Origin of the sequence: Salinithrix halophila (assembly GCF_042650125.1) — a bacterium.
Taxonomy (GTDB): Bacteria; Bacillota; Bacilli; order Thermoactinomycetales; family DSM-45169; genus Salinithrix; species Salinithrix halophila.
In genome coordinates this window covers 64,209-85,834 of the sequence record NZ_JBHSAP010000009.1, presented here as the reverse complement: position 1 = coordinate 85,834, position 21,626 = coordinate 64,209, and the positions used below count along the sequence as shown (strand labels likewise).

The 21,626-nt window shown below is 52.9% G+C and carries 17 protein-coding genes; 9 read left to right on the top strand and 8 right to left on the bottom strand.

Going from position 1 to position 21,626, the window contains the following annotated elements:
* Window positions 1–19: 19 nt before the first annotated feature.
* On the top strand, window positions 20–3,139 hold the full coding sequence (locus ACFOUO_RS06600) for a glucan 1,4-alpha-glucosidase (protein WP_380703475.1): 3,120 nt from the start codon (window positions 20–22) through the stop codon (window positions 3,137–3,139).
* Between the two features lie 180 nt (window positions 3,140–3,319).
* A complete protein-coding gene (locus ACFOUO_RS06595) occupies window positions 3,320–3,538 on the top strand; it encodes a DUF2508 family protein (protein ID WP_380703474.1) in 219 nt (72 codons plus the stop codon).
* Window positions 3,539–3,586: 48 nt separating this feature from the next.
* Here ACFOUO_RS06595 and ACFOUO_RS06590 read toward each other — a convergent pair whose 3' ends face one another.
* The 3 genes from ACFOUO_RS06590 to ACFOUO_RS06580 all read right to left on the bottom strand — a co-directional run bounded on the left by ACFOUO_RS06590 (window position 3,587) and on the right by ACFOUO_RS06580 (window position 5,509).
* Entirely contained in the window at window positions 3,587–4,078 is a 492-nt protein-coding gene (locus ACFOUO_RS06590) for a site-2 protease family protein (protein ID WP_380703472.1), read from the bottom strand.
* Window positions 4,079–4,236: 158 nt separating this feature from the next.
* A complete protein-coding gene (locus ACFOUO_RS06585) occupies window positions 4,237–4,764 on the bottom strand; it encodes an S-ribosylhomocysteine lyase (RefSeq protein WP_380703470.1) in 528 nt (175 codons plus the stop codon).
* Between the two features lie 28 nt (window positions 4,765–4,792).
* Window positions 4,793–5,509 carry a 5'-methylthioadenosine/adenosylhomocysteine nucleosidase gene (locus ACFOUO_RS06580; protein WP_380703468.1) on the bottom strand — a complete coding sequence of 239 codons (717 nt, stop codon included), beginning with the start codon at window positions 5,507–5,509 and terminating at the stop codon, window positions 4,793–4,795.
* A gap of 415 nt (window positions 5,510–5,924) precedes the next feature.
* Here ACFOUO_RS06580 and ACFOUO_RS06575 point away from each other — a divergent pair, with 415 nt between their 5' ends.
* On the top strand, window positions 5,925–7,280 hold the full coding sequence (locus tag ACFOUO_RS06575; RefSeq protein ID WP_380703466.1) for a glucose-6-phosphate isomerase: 1,356 nt from the start codon (window positions 5,925–5,927) through the stop codon (window positions 7,278–7,280).
* Window positions 7,281–7,339: 59 nt separating this feature from the next.
* Here the strand turns inward: ACFOUO_RS06575 and ACFOUO_RS06570 are convergent, their stop codons facing one another.
* Window positions 7,340–7,483 (bottom strand): sporulation protein YjcZ, encoded by a 144-nt coding sequence (locus ACFOUO_RS06570; RefSeq protein WP_380703464.1) that lies wholly within the window; start codon window positions 7,481–7,483, stop codon window positions 7,340–7,342.
* Between the two features lie 214 nt (window positions 7,484–7,697).
* Between ACFOUO_RS06570 and ACFOUO_RS06565 the strand changes: the two genes are divergently transcribed.
* Window positions 7,698–7,832, top strand: coding sequence for a hypothetical protein (locus ACFOUO_RS06565; RefSeq protein WP_380703462.1), 135 nt, complete (start codon window positions 7,698–7,700; stop codon window positions 7,830–7,832).
* A gap of 81 nt (window positions 7,833–7,913) precedes the next feature.
* Here the strand turns inward: ACFOUO_RS06565 and ACFOUO_RS06560 are convergent, their stop codons facing one another.
* Window positions 7,914–9,224 carry an NAD-dependent malic enzyme gene (locus ACFOUO_RS06560; RefSeq protein ID WP_380703460.1) on the bottom strand — a complete coding sequence of 437 codons (1,311 nt, stop codon included), beginning with the start codon at window positions 9,222–9,224 and terminating at the stop codon, window positions 7,914–7,916.
* 358 nt (window positions 9,225–9,582) lie between these two features.
* Complete coding sequence (locus tag ACFOUO_RS06555; RefSeq protein WP_380703458.1) at window positions 9,583–10,899, bottom strand: UDP-N-acetylmuramoyl-tripeptide--D-alanyl-D-alanine ligase; 1,317 nt, start codon at window positions 10,897–10,899, stop codon at window positions 9,583–9,585.
* A gap of 849 nt (window positions 10,900–11,748) precedes the next feature.
* Between ACFOUO_RS06555 and ACFOUO_RS06550 the strand changes: the two genes are divergently transcribed.
* Window positions 11,749–12,714, top strand: coding sequence for an RNA-guided endonuclease InsQ/TnpB family protein (locus ACFOUO_RS06550; RefSeq protein WP_380703455.1), 966 nt, complete (start codon window positions 11,749–11,751; stop codon window positions 12,712–12,714).
* Between the two features lie 161 nt (window positions 12,715–12,875).
* Here ACFOUO_RS06550 and ACFOUO_RS06545 read toward each other — a convergent pair whose 3' ends face one another.
* Window positions 12,876–14,564 (bottom strand): phospho-sugar mutase, encoded by a 1,689-nt coding sequence (locus ACFOUO_RS06545; protein ID WP_380703453.1) that lies wholly within the window; start codon window positions 14,562–14,564, stop codon window positions 12,876–12,878.
* Between the two features lie 399 nt (window positions 14,565–14,963).
* Here ACFOUO_RS06545 and ACFOUO_RS06540 point away from each other — a divergent pair, with 399 nt between their 5' ends.
* From ACFOUO_RS06540 to ACFOUO_RS06525, 4 genes are all read left to right on the top strand, one after another.
* Window positions 14,964–15,797: an MIP/aquaporin family protein gene (locus ACFOUO_RS06540; protein ID WP_380703450.1), complete on the top strand. Its 834-nt coding sequence runs from the start codon at window positions 14,964–14,966 to the stop codon at window positions 15,795–15,797.
* Window positions 15,798–15,898: 101 nt separating this feature from the next.
* Window positions 15,899–17,407: a glycerol kinase GlpK gene (glpK, locus tag ACFOUO_RS06535; protein WP_380703448.1), complete on the top strand. Its 1,509-nt coding sequence runs from the start codon at window positions 15,899–15,901 to the stop codon at window positions 17,405–17,407.
* Window positions 17,408–17,576: 169 nt separating this feature from the next.
* Window positions 17,577–18,158, top strand: coding sequence for a glycerol-3-phosphate responsive antiterminator (locus tag ACFOUO_RS06530; RefSeq protein WP_380703446.1), 582 nt, complete (start codon window positions 17,577–17,579; stop codon window positions 18,156–18,158).
* A gap of 20 nt (window positions 18,159–18,178) precedes the next feature.
* Window positions 18,179–19,819 carry a glycerol-3-phosphate dehydrogenase/oxidase gene (locus ACFOUO_RS06525; protein ID WP_380703444.1) on the top strand — a complete coding sequence of 547 codons (1,641 nt, stop codon included), beginning with the start codon at window positions 18,179–18,181 and terminating at the stop codon, window positions 19,817–19,819.
* Between the two features lie 65 nt (window positions 19,820–19,884).
* Here the strand turns inward: ACFOUO_RS06525 and ACFOUO_RS06520 are convergent, their stop codons facing one another.
* Window positions 19,885–21,543 (bottom strand): putative polysaccharide biosynthesis protein, encoded by a 1,659-nt coding sequence (locus ACFOUO_RS06520; protein ID WP_380703442.1) that lies wholly within the window; start codon window positions 21,541–21,543, stop codon window positions 19,885–19,887.
* Window positions 21,544–21,626: the final 83 nt, after the last annotated feature.

Sequence of the window (21,626 nt, the reverse complement as noted above, 5' to 3'; positions counted from 1 at the left end):
TTGGCTATGGGGGTTATCGATGGCTCTTCTTTTCGGAACAGCGACAGGAACGGAAGCGTTTGCACAAGGTGGTGACGCTCCGGGTGGGCCTGGGGAGACCGCCGTTTGGACAACGGGGGCCAAACAGGGGGTTGGTACATCGACGGGTATGAGGTCGAAGGTATGGTATACCCTCGCAGAGGGGGTGTTGAGTGAAGTCTATTACCCTCGGGTGGATGTGGCCAATGTAAAGGATCTGGAGTTCATCATTACGGACGGAAAGAGCTTCACCGATCGGGAGCGGGAAGACACCCGTCACAAGGTGGAGCTGACTGACTCCAAAGCCCTCGTCTACCGACAGGTCAATACGGCGAAGTCGGGGAAGTATCGCATTACGAAAACCTATATCACCGATCCAAGTAGGGATACCCTTTTAACTCAGGTGAAATTCGAGAGCCTGGATGGCGGGGATTATCGGTTATACGCGATGTTTGATCCATCTCTGGGCAACAGCGGAAGCGGCGATTCCGGGTTACCATCGGGGGATGCCCTTACTGCCTCCGACGGGAACATCGCCAGTGCACTCGTCTCTTCAGTGGGTTTCAGTATAACTTCCAACGGATTCAAAGGGAGGAGCGACGGCTGGGCTGACTTGAGGGAGGATCACCAGATGGACTGGGATTACTCCGCCGCCCGGAATGGAAACGTGGTTCAGACGGCGGAAATCCCCTTAAACAAGGGCAAGAGGGCGGGGGAGTTTACCCTTGCCCTCGGCTTCGGTAAGGATATAAACGGGGCGTTAAAAACGGCTCGGGACTCTTTGAAACAGCCTTTTAAAAGGAAGGAGTCCCTCTACCGGGCCGGTTGGCATCGTTACCTGGCCTCCTTGAAACCGCCTAAAAAACTTGACGCGTCCCTGAAGCGACAGTATCAAGCGGCTGTGATGATGCTAAAAGCCCATGAAGACAAGACTTATCGGGGGGCCAATATCGCCTCCCTAACGATCCCCTGGGGTGAGGCGGTCCAAGCAGATAAGCCCGATGTGGGAGGTTACCATCTGGTTTGGTCGCGGGATCTGTACCAGGTGGCGACGGCGATGATTGCTGCCGGGGATAAAAAGGCGGCTAAACGGGCCCTCCGATATCTTTTGGAGGTGCAGCAGAAGCCGGATGGTTCTTTCCCGCAAAATTCCAGAATGGATGGGACCCCGTACTGGACGGGACTTCAGCTGGATCAGGTGGCATATCCTCTGATCCTGGCATGGCAATTGGGAGAGACGGACAAGAGCACCTATGAAAAGCAATTGAAACCGGCTGCGGACCTGATCGTACGAAAGGGGCCGTCCACACCCCAGGAACGCTGGGAAGAAGAAGGGGGATACTCGCCCTCCACCATTGCTGCGGAAATCGCCGGATTGATAGCAGTGGCGGACATTGCGGAAAAGAATGGGGACCCAGCCTCCGCCGACCTGTATAGAGGGGTGGCGGACCACTGGCAGAAAAACGTGGAGAAATGGATATTTACACGGACCGGTCCCCATGGGGACGGAAAATATTATCTCCGCATCGATGATAACGGCGAACCCGATGATGGCGGCCGGTTGGAGATCAACAACGGGGGAGGAACGTATGACGAGAGAGAGATTGTCGATGCGGGATTCTTGGAGCTGGTTCGGCTGGGGGTGAAGGCGGCGGCAGATCCTTCTATCACGGCTTCCCTTCCCGAATTGGATCAAACAATCCAAGTGGATACGCCAAATGGCCCCATGTGGTATCGGTACAATCATGACGGTTACGGAGAGAAAAAGGACGGCTCTCCGTATGACGGGACAGGCGTCGGACGACTGTGGCCATTTTTAACCGGGGAACGGGGGGAATTTGAGCTGGCCGCTGGCCGTCAGGCCGACCGCCACTTAGCGACTATGGCAAAGGCGGCCAATGATGGCTGGCTCATCCCGGAGCAGGTTTGGGACCAGCCGGATAACCCAGAGAAAAAGCTGACCTTCGGGGAAGGGACAGGGTCCGCCACTCCCCTTGCCTGGTCAATGGCCCAATTTGTCCGTTTGGCTCATTCCATCGAAGAAGGGGAGCCTGTCGAGCGGCCTTCCATCGTTGCAGAGCGCTATGCTAAGGGGCAATTGCCGGCGGGTCCTTCCCTTCAGGTAACGGAACCGACTCTGGGATCTGTGACCAAGGAGCAGGCGATCCGGGTCAAGGGGACGACCGACGGAGAGCGGGTGGTGGTTTTTGCTTCCGAGGAAGCTCAGGAAGCGAAGGTGAAAGAGGGCCGCTTTGAACTGGAGATTCCACTGGAGCTCGGTACCAACACCCTCCGTGTAGTCGCTGTCGGGAAGAATGGCGGAACCTCGATGAAGGAGGTTGCGGTCGTTTCCGAGTTCTTCGGTAAGAAAATCGGGAAACGCCTAGATCCTACAGGGGATGACAAAGGCCCTGGAACGTATGTCTATCCCGCTTCGGCAGCTTTTGACGAAGGAGCTTTCGACCTGACTTCTTTTGAAGCTTTTGATGCGGGTAAAGAGGTCCGTTTCGTCACCAGTATCGCTGGGGAACTGAAAAACCCATGGGGCGGCAACGAAATCTCCGTCCAGCGACTCAATATCTATTTACGCGCCGAGGGGAGTAAATCCGATGAATCGGTACCTGCTCTTCGGGGCACCTATGCGCAAATGGCAGCCCCCTATGATTATGTTGTAACCGTTGACGGGTTTGAGGAGCTGGGCGTGCGGGATGCTGACGGCAACCATGTTTCCGACGCCACCTTGCTAGCGGTAACTGGCTCCCGCCAAATCGTCGTTTCGGTGCCGAAGAAAGCTTTCAGTGGCCTTGACTTCAGCAGGGTGGGGTACGGGGTTGTTATGCTCTCTCATGCCGGGGGGGACGAAGGGGAGGGTTTCATTCGCCCTGTCTACAGTCGTAAGTACTGGGACTCCACCAAAGGGACCGCCATGGATTGGATCCGGGAATACCGCTTTGGTGGTGGGGAAGGTGAGTATGATGGAAGCAGGCCGTCTAAAGATACCGATACCCGTGACCCCAACATTCTCGACCTGATTGTCGGGGACGGACAGGATCAGCGTATAGTACTGGACTATACACAGAACACTCCGGTAAGTATTCCTTATGTCACGTTGGAACACTGACTCGATAAAATAACGGTATAAATGCTGGCGCCTGTACCAATGATTGCGCCGGGCTGTTTCTCCCTTGTCGAGCTCATCAGGACAGGCGTTCTCTTTAAAAAACGGTCGGGAACATTCTCGTTTTATTTTTTCCGAGACCGGGCATAGGGTAGTAACATGCCACTAAGAAAGGGTGATACCGTGACCGAGATCCTTCGATGGAAGGGAAAAGAGAAGTCGGACTATGAACAACTTTGCGAAGAAGTGCGAAAGACGGAATATGAGATGGAACATGTGAGGGAGCAGCTGAATCATGCGACAGATCCTGATCTAGTGGATAGTGTCATCTATCATCTTAAGTCTTTGGAGAAACGATACCTGTTTTTAAGGAAAGAATTGAAGCAGATGAAAGCGGGTTAATAGCGATTCGACGGCTCCCGAAGGGGGCTTTTTTCGTGTTGTGAGCCGTCATGCTGAATGCCCTGCTTTTTTCATTTTCTTCCATTCCCGAATCAGGTCGAGGATCGCTTGTCCGTCGTTGGTAGTCCCGTCGGGGAATCGCATGGGAAACAAAGCGAAAAATAGAAGGTAGAAGGAAAAGTAGCTGAACTGGTAGACAAAAGGACTCGGTTCCACCATGCCGCCCTTGATCAGCTTGTCAAGAAGGAGGAAGGATGTCATATTGAAGAGCGGGCCGCCCAGGTAGATGAACATCTGGGCAACTTTCCGCTGCTGAGGCAGATCTTCGCGATCACAGAATCCATGCCAGAACCAGAGACTCCGGAGCTCAATGATACCCAAGCGGACGAGCAGCCTTCCGTGCCCCAAGCAGAGTCGAAGTTTGCGGCAGCCAAACAACCGGGCGAAAACCAAATGCCCCAACTCATGAATAAAGGTTACCAGAGGCAATACCACGAAAAACGCGATAGTGAAGGTATCTAGGTCATCCAGCCCGAACATGATGTGCCCCTCCTCTTTCTTTTCGATCCTCTTAATGATAGGGACGATCCTACTTAGGGGTGAAATTCCCAATCGACATAGCTATTTAAACGATTCTTGTGGAAAAGGGTTGACTCAATTAAAAAACGACGGCATCAGCCGTCGTTTTTGTACTGGGGCTATCGGGAAAATCCGGTCCACCCGGGGATGCGATCCAGCTCTTCCTCTTCGTACTCGTCTCGAAAGACTTTGGCGAGGTCTTCTTCCTTAACGGAGAGGAAGCGGCGGGCCCATAGCTTGGCACCGTCGAGGTCGTGGTCCCGGTAATTGCCGCAGTGGACGGGAGAACACCCCGGTACTTCCGTCGCTTCCAGGACGTCACCGAGAGCGAGGTGAATCAAGCGGGCCGCCTCCACAGGAGATGCATCCCCCCGCATGATGAGGTAGAAGCCTGTCCGACATCCCATGGGAGAGAGGTCAAGGACGCGGTCGGTATGGTTGCGGATATTTTCCGCCAGCAGGTGTTCCAGGGAGTGGAGGGCGTCTGTCGGGATAAAACGCTCATTGGGTTGGGTGAAGCGCAGGTCGAACTTGACGATTCGCTCGCCTCCGACTTCCTTTACATCGGCTGTCCTCACATAGGGAGCGGCGACAAGGGTGTGATCCAGGTTAAAGGATTCAACGTTGAAACGGGGATCGGTTTGCAAAGGATTTTTCTCCTTTCCGGGTTGGTTTTTAAGAAATGGCGCTCGCGGGAATGCGAGCTTCCAGGTAGCATTCTAGCAGGTCAGCATTCCGCTCGGAAATCTCCTTCAAGAAGGTTTCGAAGGAAATCTCGGCGCTCCCGTCCGCCCGGTCGGAAATGGAACGGATGGAGGCGAAGGGGACATCGTTCAGGTAAGCGATCTGGGCCAGGGAAGCCGTCTCCATCTCGACACAGACCGCCTCCGTGCCGTGTTGAATGCCAGCCCGTAACGTACCGTCGGAGACAAAGCCATCCCCGGTAGCGACGCGCCCTTCCACCGGAACGATGCCGCTTTGAATGGCGGCTTCCCTCAGGGCAGTCAGTAGTTTTTTGTCAGAGGGGATGATCCGGGGAACGCGGGGGAGGGTGTGGGGTTCTTCGCCCACCCCCGTGCAGTCCACGTCATGATAGATCGATTCGGTGACAAGGACCGTCGTCCCTACGGGGAAGCGGTCGGTCAGGGAACCGGCGGAGCCGATGTTGATCACTTCGTCGGGATTGAAGCGGGTGATAAGGTATTGCATGGCGGCTGCAGCATTGGCTTTTCCGATGCCGCAGACGGCCAGGATGACTTCTGTTTCTTCATTCCGAGCAAAGGTGAGACGGATGCCCCCGACCTGTTCTTCGCCGCTGGTAGAAAGGCGATTGCACAGAGGTTCCAATTCTTCTTGCATGGCGGCGATGACCGCCAGGGTCGATGTAGTCAAAGATGTTACGCCTCCTTCTCGGGTGGTGTGTCATGGTGTATGGGGATCGGAAAGGGTTGGACGGACTTTCGCTATTATATCGCGAAAAACGGGCGGATTGGGGGGATAAAGGTAAATTCTTTTCAGCCCTCCACAAAACGAACTCACTACCAGGGGCCGGGAGTGCCGTTTTGGTTATGTCCATGAGCATAGAGACAAACAGGAAAAATACTCAACGAAGAAAGCTTCTTATTTGTAGCTTCTTTTATGTGGATCCGTACGTTGGATTTACCAACCCGAAGAGAGGGGTGAATGGGGCTATTTCTTGAAATCGGGGGAGGTTGTTTCCTTGACACCGCTTACAAATTTTGAATCGGTTTCTCGGATCGGATACAATGAATCAGGGAAAGCCTACATACCTGAACGGAGGGAACCTATGAGCCAGCGACTCACCTTTGATTATAAGCGTGCACTCGACTTCTTCGGGGAACATGAATTAGCCCAGATGGAGCCAGCGGTACAGACGGCACACGAAATGCTTCATAAGGGAACCGGAGCCGGGAATGATTTTCTCGGTTGGCTGGATCTCCCGGTGGATTACGATAAAGAAGAATTCCGCCGTATCAAGAAAGCGGCGGAAAAGATCCGTTCCCATTCCGACGCCCTGGTCGTGATCGGGATCGGCGGCTCCTATTTGGGCGCTCGGGCGGCACTGGAGATGCTTACCCACAGCTATCATAACCTGCTCTCCAGTGACAAGCGGCAGGGGCCGGAAATTTACTTCGCAGGGAATCATATCAGCTCTACAGCCGTCGCTCATCTATTGGAACATCTGGAAGGGAAACGTGTCAGCCTGAACGTCATCTCCAAATCGGGGACGACAACAGAGCCCGCAATCGCTTTCCGTGTTTTCAAGGACTGGCTGGAAAAACAAGTCGGCAAAGAAGAAGCCAGGCAAAGGATATATGCTACCACAGATAGGGAAAAGGGAGCACTGAAGCAACTTGCCGATAATGAGGGATACGAAACCTTTGTCATTCCCGACGATGTGGGAGGTCGCTATTCGGTGCTGACCGCGGTCGGTCTGCTGCCGATCGCAGCGGCAGGAGTCGATGTCGATGCGATGATGGCGGGAGCAGCTGAAGCCCGTGAACGATTTGGCGCTCCCACCCTGACGGAAAATGCCGCCTACCAGTACGCTGCCGTGCGGAACATCCTCTACCGCAAAGGGAAAACGATCGAACTCCTGGTCAATTATGAACCCTCCCTACAAATCTTCTCTGAGTGGTGGAAACAGCTCTTCGGGGAGTCGGAAGGAAAAGATCAGAAGGGAATTTATCCGGCATCGGTCAATTTCACCACCGACCTTCACTCGATGGGTCAGTACATTCAAGAGGGGCGGCGTGATCTCTTTGAAACGGTTCTCTTGGTAGAGAAACCTGCCGCATCCATCACGATCAAAGAGAATACCGACGACCTGGATGGACTCAATTATCTGGCCGAACGTACCATGGATGAGGTGAATCACAAGGCTTTCCTGGGAACGCTTCTGGCTCATAACGATGGGGGAGTACCCAACCTGGTTATTACGACGCCTTCTGCAAGCCCCGAGGCTTTCGGGGAACTGGTCTATTTCTTTGAGAAGGCCTGTGCCGTCAGCGGTTACTTAAACGGGGTTAACCCCTTTGACCAGCCCGGCGTGGAAGCTTACAAGAAAAACATGTTTGCTCTTCTGGGTAAACCCGGATTCGAGGAAGAACAGCGCAGACTCCTTCAGCGGCTGGAAGATTAAAAAAAGCGGGAGAACCGATTGGGTTCTCCCGCTTTTTTTGTGGATGGAACTGGGTTTTTCTAGCAGACCAGAGCGAAGATCGTCGCAATGACTAGCAGGAAGATGAGAAGACGGCGCAGTCCGAATCCGTAACCGACACCTCCGCCGCCGCCGCAACCATAGACGCCGTAACCGCCGCCGTTACCACAACCAAAGAGTCCCATGAGCATCCTCCTATTATCGTGATCACCATATCTTACGTTTCGTTGTCGTAAATTGAAAGGGTAAATACCCTATTCATAGCAAAAATGTCCGTTTGTCCCATCAGATACCTCTGAGCTTACATCAAGAATAAGGTTTAAGATTTTGCTAGCGGGAAACGATTGGTAGAGAATGATAAATGCTCAAAGCAGGGGTTTTGAAGGGGAGGATGCGATCTTGATTGAACAAATCTGGGGCACCTGCCGGGTCTGTGGTAAGCTGTTTATCCGAGAGTCCGACAACTCGATTTGCGAGATTTGCCATGAACTGTTGCTAAAAAAGGAAGAAGCGGAGGATGATTGGTGTCCGTGAGAGGCAGACGGTTCAGTCCTGATCGGTATCTAAAAAAGCCTCTATCCCCGAAACTGGGGACAGGGGCCTTTTTTATCATGGTTATTTCTCTACGGCGACCGCTTCCACGGCCTGGATCACCTTTTCATGTACCCGGGGGTCCAGGGGATGGGGGACCAAGTCTCCCGGTTTGGTGCTGTCGGCGATTGCTTCCGCCGCTGCGGTTAACATCTCGTGGGTAATCCGGTTGGCACGGGCGTTGAGCGCTCCGCGGAAGATGCCGGGAAATCCGAGAACATTGTTGACCGAGCGGCCATCGGCTGCATAGGCAGCTCCGGCCTTCATCGCCTCCTCCGGATCGATTTCCGGGTTCGGGTTGGAAAGGGACAGGATGACTTGATCTTTCCGGACCATTTCCGGCTTGATCAACCCAGGAACACCTGTGGTAGCGATAATGATATCGCAGGTGTTCATTAATTCTTCCAGAGAGTCGACAGGGGTACCACCGTATTGTTGCAGTCGGGCTTTGGCTTCGGGCGATAGGTCTGTTCCTTTCACCTCATTGACCCCATAAGCCTTAAACATACGGCATATGGCCAACCCTGCCGCTCCGAGGCCGATTTGGCCGACCACAGAATCCTTCAGGTCGACACGGCTGCTCTTACAAGCGGAAATGACGGCTGCCAAGGTTACCACAGCTGTTCCGTGTTGGTCATCATGCATGACGGGAATGTCCAGTTCTGCCTTCAGCCGTTCCTCCACCTCAAAGCAATGGGGGGAGCCGATATCCTCCAACAAAATGGCACCGAAACCGGGGGCGATATTCTTTACTGTCCTGACGATCTCATCGGGATCCTGGGAATCCAGCAGAATGGGGACTCCGCTAATATCAACAAATTGGTCGAACAGAGCGGCTTTTCCCTCCATGACCGGCATACCTGCCACTGGACCAATGTCGCCCAGGCCGAGAATGGCTGTCCCATCCGTGACAATGGCTACGGTATTGGATATCCCAGTGTAAATACGGGCTTTTTCCGGTTCCTTCTGGATGAGGCGGCAGACATTCGCTACGCCTGGCGTATAGACCCGTCGGAGATCGCCGAGGGAGCGAACGTCAATACGGCTTTTCATATGAATTTTACCGCCTTCATGTGCCTGAAGGACATCATCGGAGACTGCTTGAAGCTGGAATCCGGGCAATTGGCGAATCGCATCCTGCACGGTATCGAACTGCTCTTCACTGTCACAGTGGATAGTAATGTGACGGATCGTCCAGGTAGGACCGATCTGTGTGGTTTCGATTTCCCCGATGTCCCCACCGGCCAAACCGATAGCGGTCGCCAATTTCCCCAGGTTTCCCGGGGTGGAGGGAATTTGAACGATTAATGTGCGAGTGATATGTTTTTCAGTCAATCAAGGTCACCTCCAAGATGGATAAGCGAAAAAGAGAAAATAATAACAGCGTTATATTGCAGTATTTTACATTCCCTGTTGGTTTATTGATTTTATTATTGAGCGCACGTGTGTTGTCGTAAAAAAAGGAGGGCTTTGTCCAAAGGTCCTTCGCCTTTGCAGAGGGGTGAACGAGGACAAACATAACCCCGATTCCTCAGATTGTCAACGCTACATTTTTCCCAATTGAGAGAGCTTGTGGGGATGTTTCGATATGATCCGGATGTATGTAAAAATCCCAGGCTATAACACCTGGGCGGAAAACTGTTTCATCTCCAACCGGTTGTCGACGTTCTAGCCGGGGGTTACGGAACTTGCTTCATCCGCTGGGGCTTCGCAATTGCCGGACAATCCCTTCAAATTTCATTCCCCGGGAAGCTTTAAAATAAATATAGGCACCAGGGGGGATCAGTCTGGGAATGTGTGAAGCGACGGAATGAGGGTGCATAAAGAGATGGATGCGGGAGGAGGGCATTCCACGCCGGGCAGCGACCCGAGCGACGATGGAGGCCTTTCGTCCCACGGTGATTAGGTGGGTTAGCTTATATTTAGCCACGGCTGCCCCCACTCTCGTGTGGCCTGAAATGGTGTGGCTCCCCAATTCCAACATATCGCCAATCACGGCCACGGAAGGACGGTTACGGGCCATTTGTTTTAACACCTTCAACCCGGCGATGGCAGCTGTAGGGTTGGCATTGTAGGCGTCGTTGATCAACGTGTAGTTTCGGATCCCCGCTAGGCGTTGCAATCGCATCGAGGGAACCTGGAAGTTTCTCAAACCCTGTTGGATCAACGGGACTGGGATTTTTAAAAGATGGCCTGCGGCGATGGCCGCCAAGGCATTGGAGACATTATGTTGCCCCCACGTTGGGATGAAATACGGGGTATGACGGACATGGAAATGCATACCGCGATCGGTGAAACGTACACGGGTCGCCCGGAAGTCGGCGGAGGGATGGAATCCGTAGCGGATCACCTTGCCGCGGAAGCCTTTTGTTGACAATCGCCTGGAGCCCGGATCATCGACATTCAGTAGGACATACCCTCCCGGTTGGATTCCGTCGATCAGTTGTTGTTTGGCCCGGACTAAATTGGCTAGCGAACCATGCTTTCCGATATGAGCTTCCCCGATAGTCGTGACGATACCGATCTTGGGGCGGGCATAAGCACAATGGAAGTTGATATGGGGCGGGCTCATCTCCAGTACTGCAACCCGGGTGGCTGGATTCAGCCGAAAAACGTGGTCAGGGAGCGATCCCACTAAGTTATTGTTTTTATAGGTCTTCAGCGTTGGGTACTTCTGCTGGGCGATCGATGCGATCATCTCTTTGGTGGTCGTTTTACCCGCACTTCCCGTAATTGCGACGAAAACAGCTCGGGATTGATTCCGTTGCCATCGTACCAATCTCCATAAGGCGATTTTGGGATTGTGGATGATCAATAAAGCATGATGGGTAGGAACCCATTGACGCATCCAGGGCGGAACGATTACGCAGGCACTCCCAATTCCTTGTAAAGCGGGGAGAATGTTTTGTTGGCCGCGGGAGCCGATGACAAAAAAAGCGGAGTGAGGGCTTGCATCACGAATACTTCGGAACACAACGTGATGAATACGGGCATTCTTGTTACCCCGCAAGATTTGTGCACCTGTGACCCGAGCTAATTGGCCTATGGTCATGGAAAGCAATCAGATCACCTTTCCCTTCCTTTCATCACCATACTGTATGCTTGTATTTCTGCTTTCGAATAGGTTCCCGAATAGATTCGATTACCCAAAAATTTCAATACAAAAAACCGATCACTGATCGGCTTGAAGTGGCTGACAAAGGAGCCCGCAACAACTTGCAAAAAAGGGCTACGCTTGGAAGATATCTTTATCTTTAGATGGACGTTCTCAAGCATCCCCTGCATTTAGGCATCGGGGAGTTCAAGTCGTGTTTTCCTTTAACATAATTGCGCAAGAAGTCTCCCGCTTCTACAAGCGGTGAGATGAATGGCACGTCAGACGAGGGAGGGGTTCTTTTTACCCCTCTTGCAATTCTGACCATTTTTTTATAATCGTTGTTGCCTATATCATTTTATTTCTCTATAATCAGTATTAGGTGATGAAATGGCATATATGGGAGGAAATTGGATGGGAAATCATTCATTCTTCCTATCGTTCAAAGGAAGTCCGAATCACGCGATAATCGAAGTTTATCAATACCTATAAAAGTGCTTCCTATAAAGCAGGAAAAACATCGAATCACAAGGAGAGAAAGCGAGGTGAAACCATGCTTCGAGCGAAGAAAGTCGATTTCTCTGCATCCCCGTCCGAGATCGATCGTCTCTTTGCCTGTAACCGTGAATCTGCATTGGTTTGGAACCAATGCCTGCAATTATCGAGACAATGCTATCTCGACCATGGGAAATGGATAACCAAGTCTGAATTACAAAAAGCGACCAAAGGACGATTCCATCTCCATAGCCAATCCATTCAAGCCGTTTGCCACAAGTACCTATTTGCCAGAGATGCTGCACACCAAGCGATCCGAAAAGGAATCAAAACCGCCCGCTATCCCTCAAAAACAAGACGCATTACAATACCAAGTGGGCAAAAGACGGCTTCAGAATTCATGCGAATGGGAAAATCGAGCTATCTATGGGAATCCATGAGGGAAAGCGTGAAAAGCCAATTGTTATCTACACCAAGATCCTTCCACAAGGGAAAATCAAAGAAATAGAGCTTTGCTACGATCAAAGACTTTATCTATCCATCGCCTTTGATGATGGAAAAGAGAATCAACCCTATGAGAAGAAACGATCCGCTGGGGTCGATCCGGGCGAAATCCACACCCTTGCCGCTTTCGCTGAAAGCGGAGAGGCGTTGATCATCACCGGTCGTAAAGTACGCTCGATTCACCGCCTCCGCAACAAGAAAATCGCAGAAATTCAGCGTCTCCAATCCAAATGTAAAAAGGGTTCACGTCAGTGGAAGAAATATCAAAGGGCGAAACGGTATGCGCTGTCTCAATCAGAAAAACAAGTGCAAGATGCCCTACATAAGACGACGAAGCAGTTCGTCGATTGGTGCGTGAAGCAGTCTGTATCCGATGTCTACATAGGCGATCCTGAAGGAGTGCAGAGGAAGACGAGAAAGAAAAAGAAGGCCACTCGCAAACAAGCACAACGGCTATCCAACTGGTCCTTTGGAAAAGTGAAACAGTACCTGCAAGACAAATTAGCCATGATGGGCATCCGATTACACGAAGCCGATGAATCCTATACCAGTCAGACATGTCCTGTCTGCAAGAAGAGAAAGAAAATCTCTTCTAGAAACTACCGCTGTTCCTGTGGATATCAAGAACATCGAGATATCCATGGAGCGAGAAATATTTTAGCCAAATCGCTCCATGGAGAAATTCAGCATCTCGATGTTTCTACGAAGCAAACGTATCTACGGATCGCCTAAGCGAGAAGTAGTAGATGGTCTGTTCCGACCCTGGTACGATTCGTACCTGTTGCTTACTTAGGAGGCCAAGAGGGCTTTCCGATCCCTTCGATCGAGTATGGGAGGCAAACCCTTCGATGCGTGAGAGCTTCTTGGTTCTGATGGTAAGAAACTCCCGCTTCTTAGCGTAAGTGGGAGAGGTTCATTCGTATATGGAGGAAATTCTTCATTCGGTCCATTTTATCCTGGGCAGCTTTCCGGTTGTCGGCAACGGTACTGAAATAGAATTTGATCTTCGGCTCTGTCCCCGACGGACGGACAGCGATCCAGCTGCCGTCTTTACATCGATATTTCAGTACATTGGCGGCGGGAAGGCCGTCGATGCCTTGGCTGTAATCCTTCAATTCCCGAACAGCGAGACCGCCGATCTCATCAAAGGGGCGATGACGGAGGTCGTCCATAATGGCCATCATCCGAGAAAGACCTTCTTTCCCCTGGAAGGTAAAGGAAAGAAGAGACTCCTCATAAGCGCCGTGGATGCTGAAAAGCTCCTCCAACACCCGATCCAGGGTCTGTCCTTGCCTTTTGTAGAAAGCAGCCATCTCGCAGCACATCATCGCCGCCTGGACGGCATCTTTATCCCGAACAAAGCCTCCTAAGAGATAACCGTAACTCTCTTCGTATCCGAACAGGAAGGATGGACCTTCCTGTCCAAAGGCTTCGATCCTCTCGGCGATATATTTGAACCCGGTTAAGGTGTCTTCGGTCTCCACTCCGTAGGAGGTAGCAATGGCCCGCCCCAGGTCCGAGGTGACGATGGATTTGAGAACACGTCCCTTTTCCGGCAGAATTCCTTTGGCTTTTCGCTGTTCCAACACATAATGGAGTAGAAGAGCACCGATCTGGTTGCCATTAAAGGTGGTGAACTCCCCTTCTGCATTTTTAGCATACAGGCCGAGGCGATCCGCATCGGGGTCCGTACCGATGACAAGGTCGGCATCCTGTTTCCGTGCTTGTTCCAGGGCAAGGGAAAATGCTTGGTGTTCTTCCGGGTTGGGAGAGGAGACTGTGGAAAACCCGGGGTCGGGAGCTTCTTGTTCCGGTACAGTGTGAAGGCTAGTGAAGCCCAGTTCACCTAGAACCCTCCTGACAGGGAGATTTCCGGTCCCGTGAAGGGGGGTAAAGACGATTTTCAGTTCGCTGTTGGCTTCCGTCTTTCCCTGTAGGGAAAGGGAGAGGACACATTGGGTATAGGCTTGATCCACTTCGTCTCCGATGATTTGAATCCAGCCGGTTTCAATCCCTTCATGCAGCGGAAGGGTAGCCAATGTCAGCTCGTCCTGAATGGCTTCCATCTCCCGGAGGATGGCCTCTACCTTATGGGGAGGCAGCTGGGCGCCGTCCTCTCCGTAAAGCTTGTAACCGTTGTATTCCGCCGGGTTGTGACTGGCGGTGATCATAATCCCAGCAGAAGCCTTCAGATAACGGACAGCGAAGGAGAGGATCGGCGTGGGTCGCAGCTCGGGAAAAAGATAGGTTCGGATCTGATGATGGGCCAACACCCCAGCCGCTTCTTCGGCGAATTCCCGGGAAAAACGCCGCGAGTCATAGGCGATGACGACGCCTTTCTCCCGAATCTGTTCCCCTAGGGACGCTAAATTCCGCGCCAGACCTGTGGTGGTTCGACGAACCGTATAGCGGTTCATGCGGTTCGTTCCAGGGCCGAGAAGCCCACGCATACCTGCGGTGCCAAATTCCAGCCGGCGGTAGAAGGCATCTTCGATTTCCACGGTTGTTAAAGAGCGGAGTTCTTTTTTTAAGCCGGGGTCCAACTGTTGAAACTGGAGCCACCGTTGGTAGATGGAGTTCATCTGCCATCCTCCTGTTCCGGGTTGCCGGTTTCATGATTTTTACTGAGTGGTTTTGAGAGAAATGTCTTGGTATCTTTTCTTTTTCTGGAAAGAGATCGTCCACTCCTTCCCTGAACAGGAAAAGGAACAGATCCTTTTTGGTCTGCTTGGAGAAAAGCGGGTCCATCAGAGAACCTATGGTGGAGATCTCAACTTCTGGAATGATTAAGTACTTGTGCAAAGGTTCGAGGTTAAATATAATGAAAGCGTAAAAAGAAAACGCTGCCAAACGACCGGAGAAAAGGAGAGGTCGTGCTGCACCCAGACTCCACTTACTGTGATGTCAGGTGTAGTGCGACCTTTTTGTGTCTCCTTTGGCAGCATCCAGGTATGGAATTCCAATATAAGGGAGTGATAATCGTGGACAAGAAATTGCGGGGAGAATGCTTGTCGGAATTTCTCGGTACTTTTATTCTGATCTTTGTCGGCTGTGGCACCGTGGCTGGGCTGGTCCTCAACAAGGTGGACTTGGGCCAGTGGGAACTCTCTCTCATTTGGGGTCTGGCAGTGACGATGGCCATCTTTGTAACAGGCGCTGTTTCCGGAACCCACATCAACCCGGCAGTTACCATCACGTTGGCGGTGTTTCGCGGATTCCCAGCGAGAAAAGTGGTTCCATACATCCTTGCTCAGGTCGTAGGGGCTTTTGCGGGAGCAGCTTTGGTCTACGGCCTTTACCGGAAAGCGTTTGAACAATTCGAGCAAGCGGGGAACATCGTTCGCGGTGCGGCGGAGAGCGTGAAAACAGCGGGAATCTTTTCCACTTATCCGGCTCCTTTCCTTACCAATCTGGATGCTTTTTTCGTCGAATTTTGTATTACTGCGCTGCTGTTGATCGTCATTCTAGCCGTGACGGATGATCGGAACCCATTGTTCGTGCCGCTGCAAAATGTCGGCCCCTTCATTATCGGTCTGACAGTGGCCATGATCGGTGGTTCATTCGGTAACCTGACGGGATTTGCCCTTAATCCAGCACGTGACTTCGGACCGAAGCTGTTTGCATGGGTTGCAGGGTGGGATTCTATCGGCCTGCCGGGGCCGGCGGGCTACGCCTGGGTACCCGTGGTCGCCCCAATCCTGGGCGGCCTAGCCGGCGCCCTCATCTACGACCTCATGGTCCGTCGCTATCTGGCTGCTTCCCAGCGCGTACCTTCAGGTCCGGCCAAAGGCAGTGGAAGTGACATCTCCGGTTAAACGATGGTCAGGAATGAAAGCGTTTAAAAAAGGATCCGATCCGTGTTAAGGTGAACGGAGAAGGAACAGGGAGAAAGCGGATAGACGAAGGGGGAACCGATATGAGTAAAGAAATGTTCATGTTGGCGATTGACCAGGGGACGACCAGCACTCGGGCGATACTCTTCGACCGGAAGGGAGAGGTCAAGGGTGTCTTCCAACGGGAGTTCACCCAACTGTTTCCGAAACCGGGTTGGGTGGAGCACGATGCAGAAGAAATTTGGCAAAGTGTACTCGATGTGTTAGAAGGGGTTTTCAAGCAGAACGGCATTCAACCAGACCAGGTAGCCGGGATCGGGATCACCAACCAGCGGGAAACAACGGTGGTCTGGGACAAGGATACTGGAAAGCCCATCCACAACGCCATTGTCTGGCAGAGCCGACAGACAGCGGACATCTGTGAAGATTTAAAGAGCCGGGGTCTGGAGTCGGCCTTCCGCCAAAAGACCGGCCTTGTCGTAGATGCTTACTTCTCTGGAACGAAAGTGAAATGGATCCTCGATCATGTGAACGGGGCGCGGGAGAAAGCGGAAAAAGGCGACCTCCTATTTGGGACCATCGATACGTGGCTGATCTGGAAACTGACAGGCGGAAAAGTCCATGTGACGGATTATACCAATGCCTCTCGTACCCTGATGTACAATATTCACGAATTGGACTGGGATAAGGAGCTTCTGGAAGCTCTCCATGTTCCGAGGAGTATGCTGCCGGAGGTGGCTCCTTCCAGCAAAGTGTATGGGCATACGGAGAAAGAAGTCTTCTACGGGCTGAGTGTCCCGATCGCCGGTGCGGCGGGGGATCAGCAATCCGCTCTCTTCGGCCAGGCTTGTTTCGATTCCGGGATGGCCAAAAATACCTACGGTACCGGTTGCTTTATGTTGATGAACACGGGTGAGCGGGCTGTCCCTTCCTCCCACGGTCTGTTGACCACCATCGCCTGGGGAGTGGACGGTAAGGTAGAATATGCCCTGGAGGGCAGTATTTTCATCGCTGGAGCGGCCATTCAATGGCTGCGGGACGGACTTCAGATCCTGGAGAAGGCATCCGACTCCGAAGCCTACGCCCAACGTCTCTCCTCCAATGAAGGCGTCTATCTGGTTCCCGCCTTTGTCGGCTTAGGTGCTCCATACTGGGATCAGGAAGCTCGGGGCGCCATCTTTGGCCTCACCCGGGGAACCGGTCGTGACCATTTTGCCCGCGCTGCTCTGGAGTCCCTCGCCTATCAGACAAAAGATGTGCTGACGGCGATGGAGCAGGATTCTGGCATTCACCTACAGCAGCTTAATGTAGATGGCGGGGCGGCGATGAACCGGTTTTTGATGCAATTCCAGGCGGATATTTTGGATGTGGATGTGAAACGGCCGGTCGTCAATGAAACCACGGCACTCGGAGCCGCCTATTTGGCCGGCTTGGCTGTTGGCTACTGGGATTCTAAGGAGAAGATCCGGGAGAATTGGGCTATCGATGCCGAGTTCACACCAACGATGGAGGAGAAAGAGCGTCATGTTCTTTATCAAGGGTGGAAGGATGCTGTCTCCCGCACCATGTCCCGCTCGGAAGTGAAAATTTAAGGTTTCCTTTCACTGGGAAAGGGTATACAATAGAATGTGAAGAACAAAATGCTGAAAAACTGCAACTGAGATGCTGGGACCGGAGATAATAAGAGAGTCCCTCACCCGGGTGGATTATTGCGCCGTCGGTGGGGACTCTTTTTGCATTTTTCAAGGAAGGGGACCGTTGATGATGGAGGATTTTCAACAGGGGATCCGGCAGCATCCTGTGATTGCTGCCGTTCGAAATGAAGAGGAATTACAGGCGTTGGAGGGCTCCCATCCACGGGTTGTTTTCTTACTTTGTGGGGAGATCAACACCCTGAAACGGACGGTGAACCGGATTCGGAGTATGGGCAAACTCGTTTACCTCCATTTGGATCTTGCTCAAGGGCTGGGTAATGACCGAGCCGCACTGCAATACATCAAAAAAGAGATCCATCCGGACGGAATTCTTTCCACCCGGACGCATCTGATTCGTTTTGCTCGGGAGGAAGGACTGTTTGCAATTCAACGCCTCTTCATTCCTGACGGGATGTCCGTGGATACGGGCCGGAACCTGTTGAAACAGTCCAAGGCGGACGCCGTCGAAGTCATGCCGGGTGTTGTTCCTTCCTGGGTTTTCCAATCCTTGCGGAAGAAAAATGGGATTCCAATTGTTGCCGGGGGCCTTCTCCGGAGGAGAGAAGACGTCGCGACAGCCCTTGATAATGGAGCCAGTGCGGTTTCCGTCAGTGGTCGGGAGCTGTGGGATTTTGAGAGAGATAAGTGAATTAGGGGAGGTTTGAAACCATGCGTTTTTCTGCAAAAAACCGAAGGCGGTTTCTGGAAGAGATGCAAGGGGAAAAACTGGATCTCTTAGTGATCGGCGGAGGAATCACCGGGGCGGGGATAGCCTGGGACGCCGCTTCCAGGGGGCTGAATGTGGGACTAGTGGAAAAGCAGGATTTTGCGAGCGGCACCAGCAGTCGTTCCACCAAGTTGATTCACGGAGGGCTGCGTTACCTGAAGCAATTTGAAATCAATCTGGTGAAGGAAGTGGGACGGGAGCGGGCCCTCCTTCACGAGCGTGCACCCCATCTGGTGTTGCCGAAGCCGATGATGCTCCCTATCTATGAAGGCGGGACTTACGGAAAGCTGGCTTCCGCCATCGGCTTGGCTGTCTATGATCGGCTGGCCGGGGTGAAAAAAGACGAACGGCGCAAGATGCTTTCCAAGGATCAGACGATGGAGCAAGAACCCTTGTTGACGGAGAAAGGGCTAAAGGGTTCCGGAGTCTATGTCGAATATCGGACCGATGATGCCCGTCTTACACTGGAAGTGATGAAATCAGCGGTCTCTCTTGGCGCACGGGCGGTTAACTATGCCGAAGCGGAATCCTTCCTTTACGAAGGGGAACAAATCGTCGGCGCACGCATCCATGACCGGGTGGGCAAGGAAACGTACGAGGTGAGAGCCCGTGAAGTAGTGAACGCCGGCGGCCCATGGGTGGATGAACTGCGCAAAAAAGACGGCTCGCTCTCCGGAAAACGTCTCCATCTGACCAAAGGGGTCCATCTGGTTGTCCCCTTTGAACGTTTTCCTCTGAACCAACCGATCTATTTCGACGTACCCGACGGGCGGATGGTTTTCGCCATTCCGAGAGGGAGAACGACCTATATCGGTACCACGGACACGGACTATCAGGGCCCCATCGATAAACCGGATATCACCGTGGAAGATCGCGATTATCTCCTCGAAGGAGTCAACCATGTATTCCCGGATGCCAACTTGACGCCGGAAGATGTAGAGTCTGGATGGGCCGGTTTGCGTCCCCTGATCCACGAAGAGGGGAAAGGACCCTCCGAACTTTCCCGCAAAGATGAGATTTTTGAGTCCTCCTCCGGCCTGATTACCATCGCCGGAGGGAAGTTGACAGGATTTCGCAAAATGGCAGAACGAGTGGTAGATTTGGTCTACCGTCGCCTGGAAAAGGCGGGGATCACCTCCTTCACCCCCTGCAAAACAGACCGTCTCCCCTTGACCGGCGGTGGGGACATGGGTGCCGACGGTTTCCATCGGTTCAGGAAGGAGTGGGTGGAGAAACTGACCGAGGGTGGGTTGGAACCCCGACGGGCAGATGAACTGGTCCACCTTTATGGGCGTCACATCGAAGAGGTATGGAAACGGGCTGGCGAGAGTCCGTCCACCCTCGACCGCGGTCAATTGGCTTTTGCAGTGGAAGAGGAGATGGCTGTTAGCCCCGCCGACTTCCTGATCCGCCGTACCGGTGATCTCTATTTTCATCGGAAGCGAGCGGAGGCACTCCTCGCTCCGGTGCTTGATTGGATGGAGGAAATCTACGGCTGGGATGCGGATACAAAAGAAGCTCACCGCCGTAAAGTGGAGGCGGAGATGGAACGAACCCATCCCCAGCCCCAGAAGGTAAGCTAAATGAAAAAAGCCGTTGACCAACAAGGTCAACGGTTTTTTGCTGCGGGGCACGGTTTTTCTTTTTCTCAGGAAAAGCTGCCCCCGGTAGGACGAAGGAGTTTGTAGCGGGTGAGCAGACGGCACAGGAGAGCTCCCATGGGGAGGAGTCGGATTTCCTCCTCTCCGATGGTGCCGGTCAGCAACAAGGCGGTCGTATAGATAAGAAAACCAAAGCCCGAGAGTAGAAGGGTAAGCCAGGTGTTGGCCAACCGATCCATACCTGGTCCGGCAAAATGGTTGATGGCTGTGAGGACCGCTAGGAGGAATGTAGCCATCACACCGGTACAAAACGCCGGTTTTACAAACAGGCTGCGGTAATTGATTCGCAATCCCGTGTTTCGGGTGACGGATCGGAAATGGAGCGTGCAAACCAACATATAGGCTAACAGCATAGCCAAGGCGGAACCCGTGATGCCGAGAAAGGGGATAAATACCATATTCCCTATTACTTTGACAATGGCTCCAACCCCAAGGTGGCGGACGGGTAGCCGATTGTAACCGAGCCCCTGGAGAATGCCGGAATTGGTGATCGCGAGCGTGCTGAAAAAAGATGAGAATGCCTGTACGGTGACGATCATGGTTGCGGTCGTCAGAATGGCTTCGCTCCGATTATGATAAAGCATGAGATTGAGAGGTTGGGCGAGTATTGCCAGTCCAATGGCTGACGGAAAACTAACCACCACGGTCAGTAGCCACGCCCGGGGTATTTTCCGGCGGATCGCTTCATTTTCTCCCCGGGAAAGGTGGAAAGAGAGGGCGGGGATAAGTGCCAGCGTTAGTGCAGAAGAGAAGGTGGCAACGAGATTGATAAGGGGTTCCCCCCGACCGTAAACGCCGAAAAGGATCTCTGCCTGTCCGATGGACATGTCGAAAGACTTCAGCAGGATTCGGGGGACGGTGACGGAATCCAGGATGTTAATCAGCGGGAGTACTAGGCTGCCGAGGGAAATCGGTACGGCGAAGCGGAGGATACGGCGGGAAAGCCCTGTGAAGGGTTCAGCTACGGTTGCCTGGTACATGGCCTCCGCCGATATGGGATGGCGGACCCGCTCTCCCCGGCGGTATAAGAGGACGATCAACAGCCCTCCTGCCGCTCCAGTGACGGCCCCTAGTGTGGCACCGGCAGCTACCGTCTCCGGGCCGTTGCCTTGATCCACCATCCACCATGTGACGGCTACCATGGTCAACACCCGGACGGATTGCTCCATCACTTGGGACAGGGCAGTCGGCATCATTTTCTGGTGTCCCTGGAAGTAGCCGCGCAGAACGGCCATGATGGGCACGATCAGAAGAGCGAAGGAGAGGACCCGCAGGGAGGGTTCCGTTCGGGGATTATCCAATACAAACCGAGCGATCACCCCAGAACCGAAAAAGAGGAGGAAAAAGCCGCCCAACCCCGTAAGGGAAAGCATAGAGGCAGAGACTCGCATCACCCGATTTGCACCCGCGTGATCCCCGGCGGGAAGGCGTTGGGAGATCAGTTTGGATACGGTGATGGGGACGCCGGCGGTTGCGATCATCAGCAGAATGGAGTAAAAAGGAAAGGACTGCCGGTAAATTCCCATGGCCGCATCACCGGCGATGTTTTGGAAAGGAAGCCAGAATAGGGTACCCAGTGCCTTAGTGAGCAGCGTGGCTCCACTGAGGATGAGGGTTCCTTTGATGAGCGAGCTGCCTTTAGACATCGATTACACCGACTCCTTCTATGTATGGTGAATCTGGAGGATGCCGTTAATGCTACCATTGAAGGGATTATATTGCAACAAAG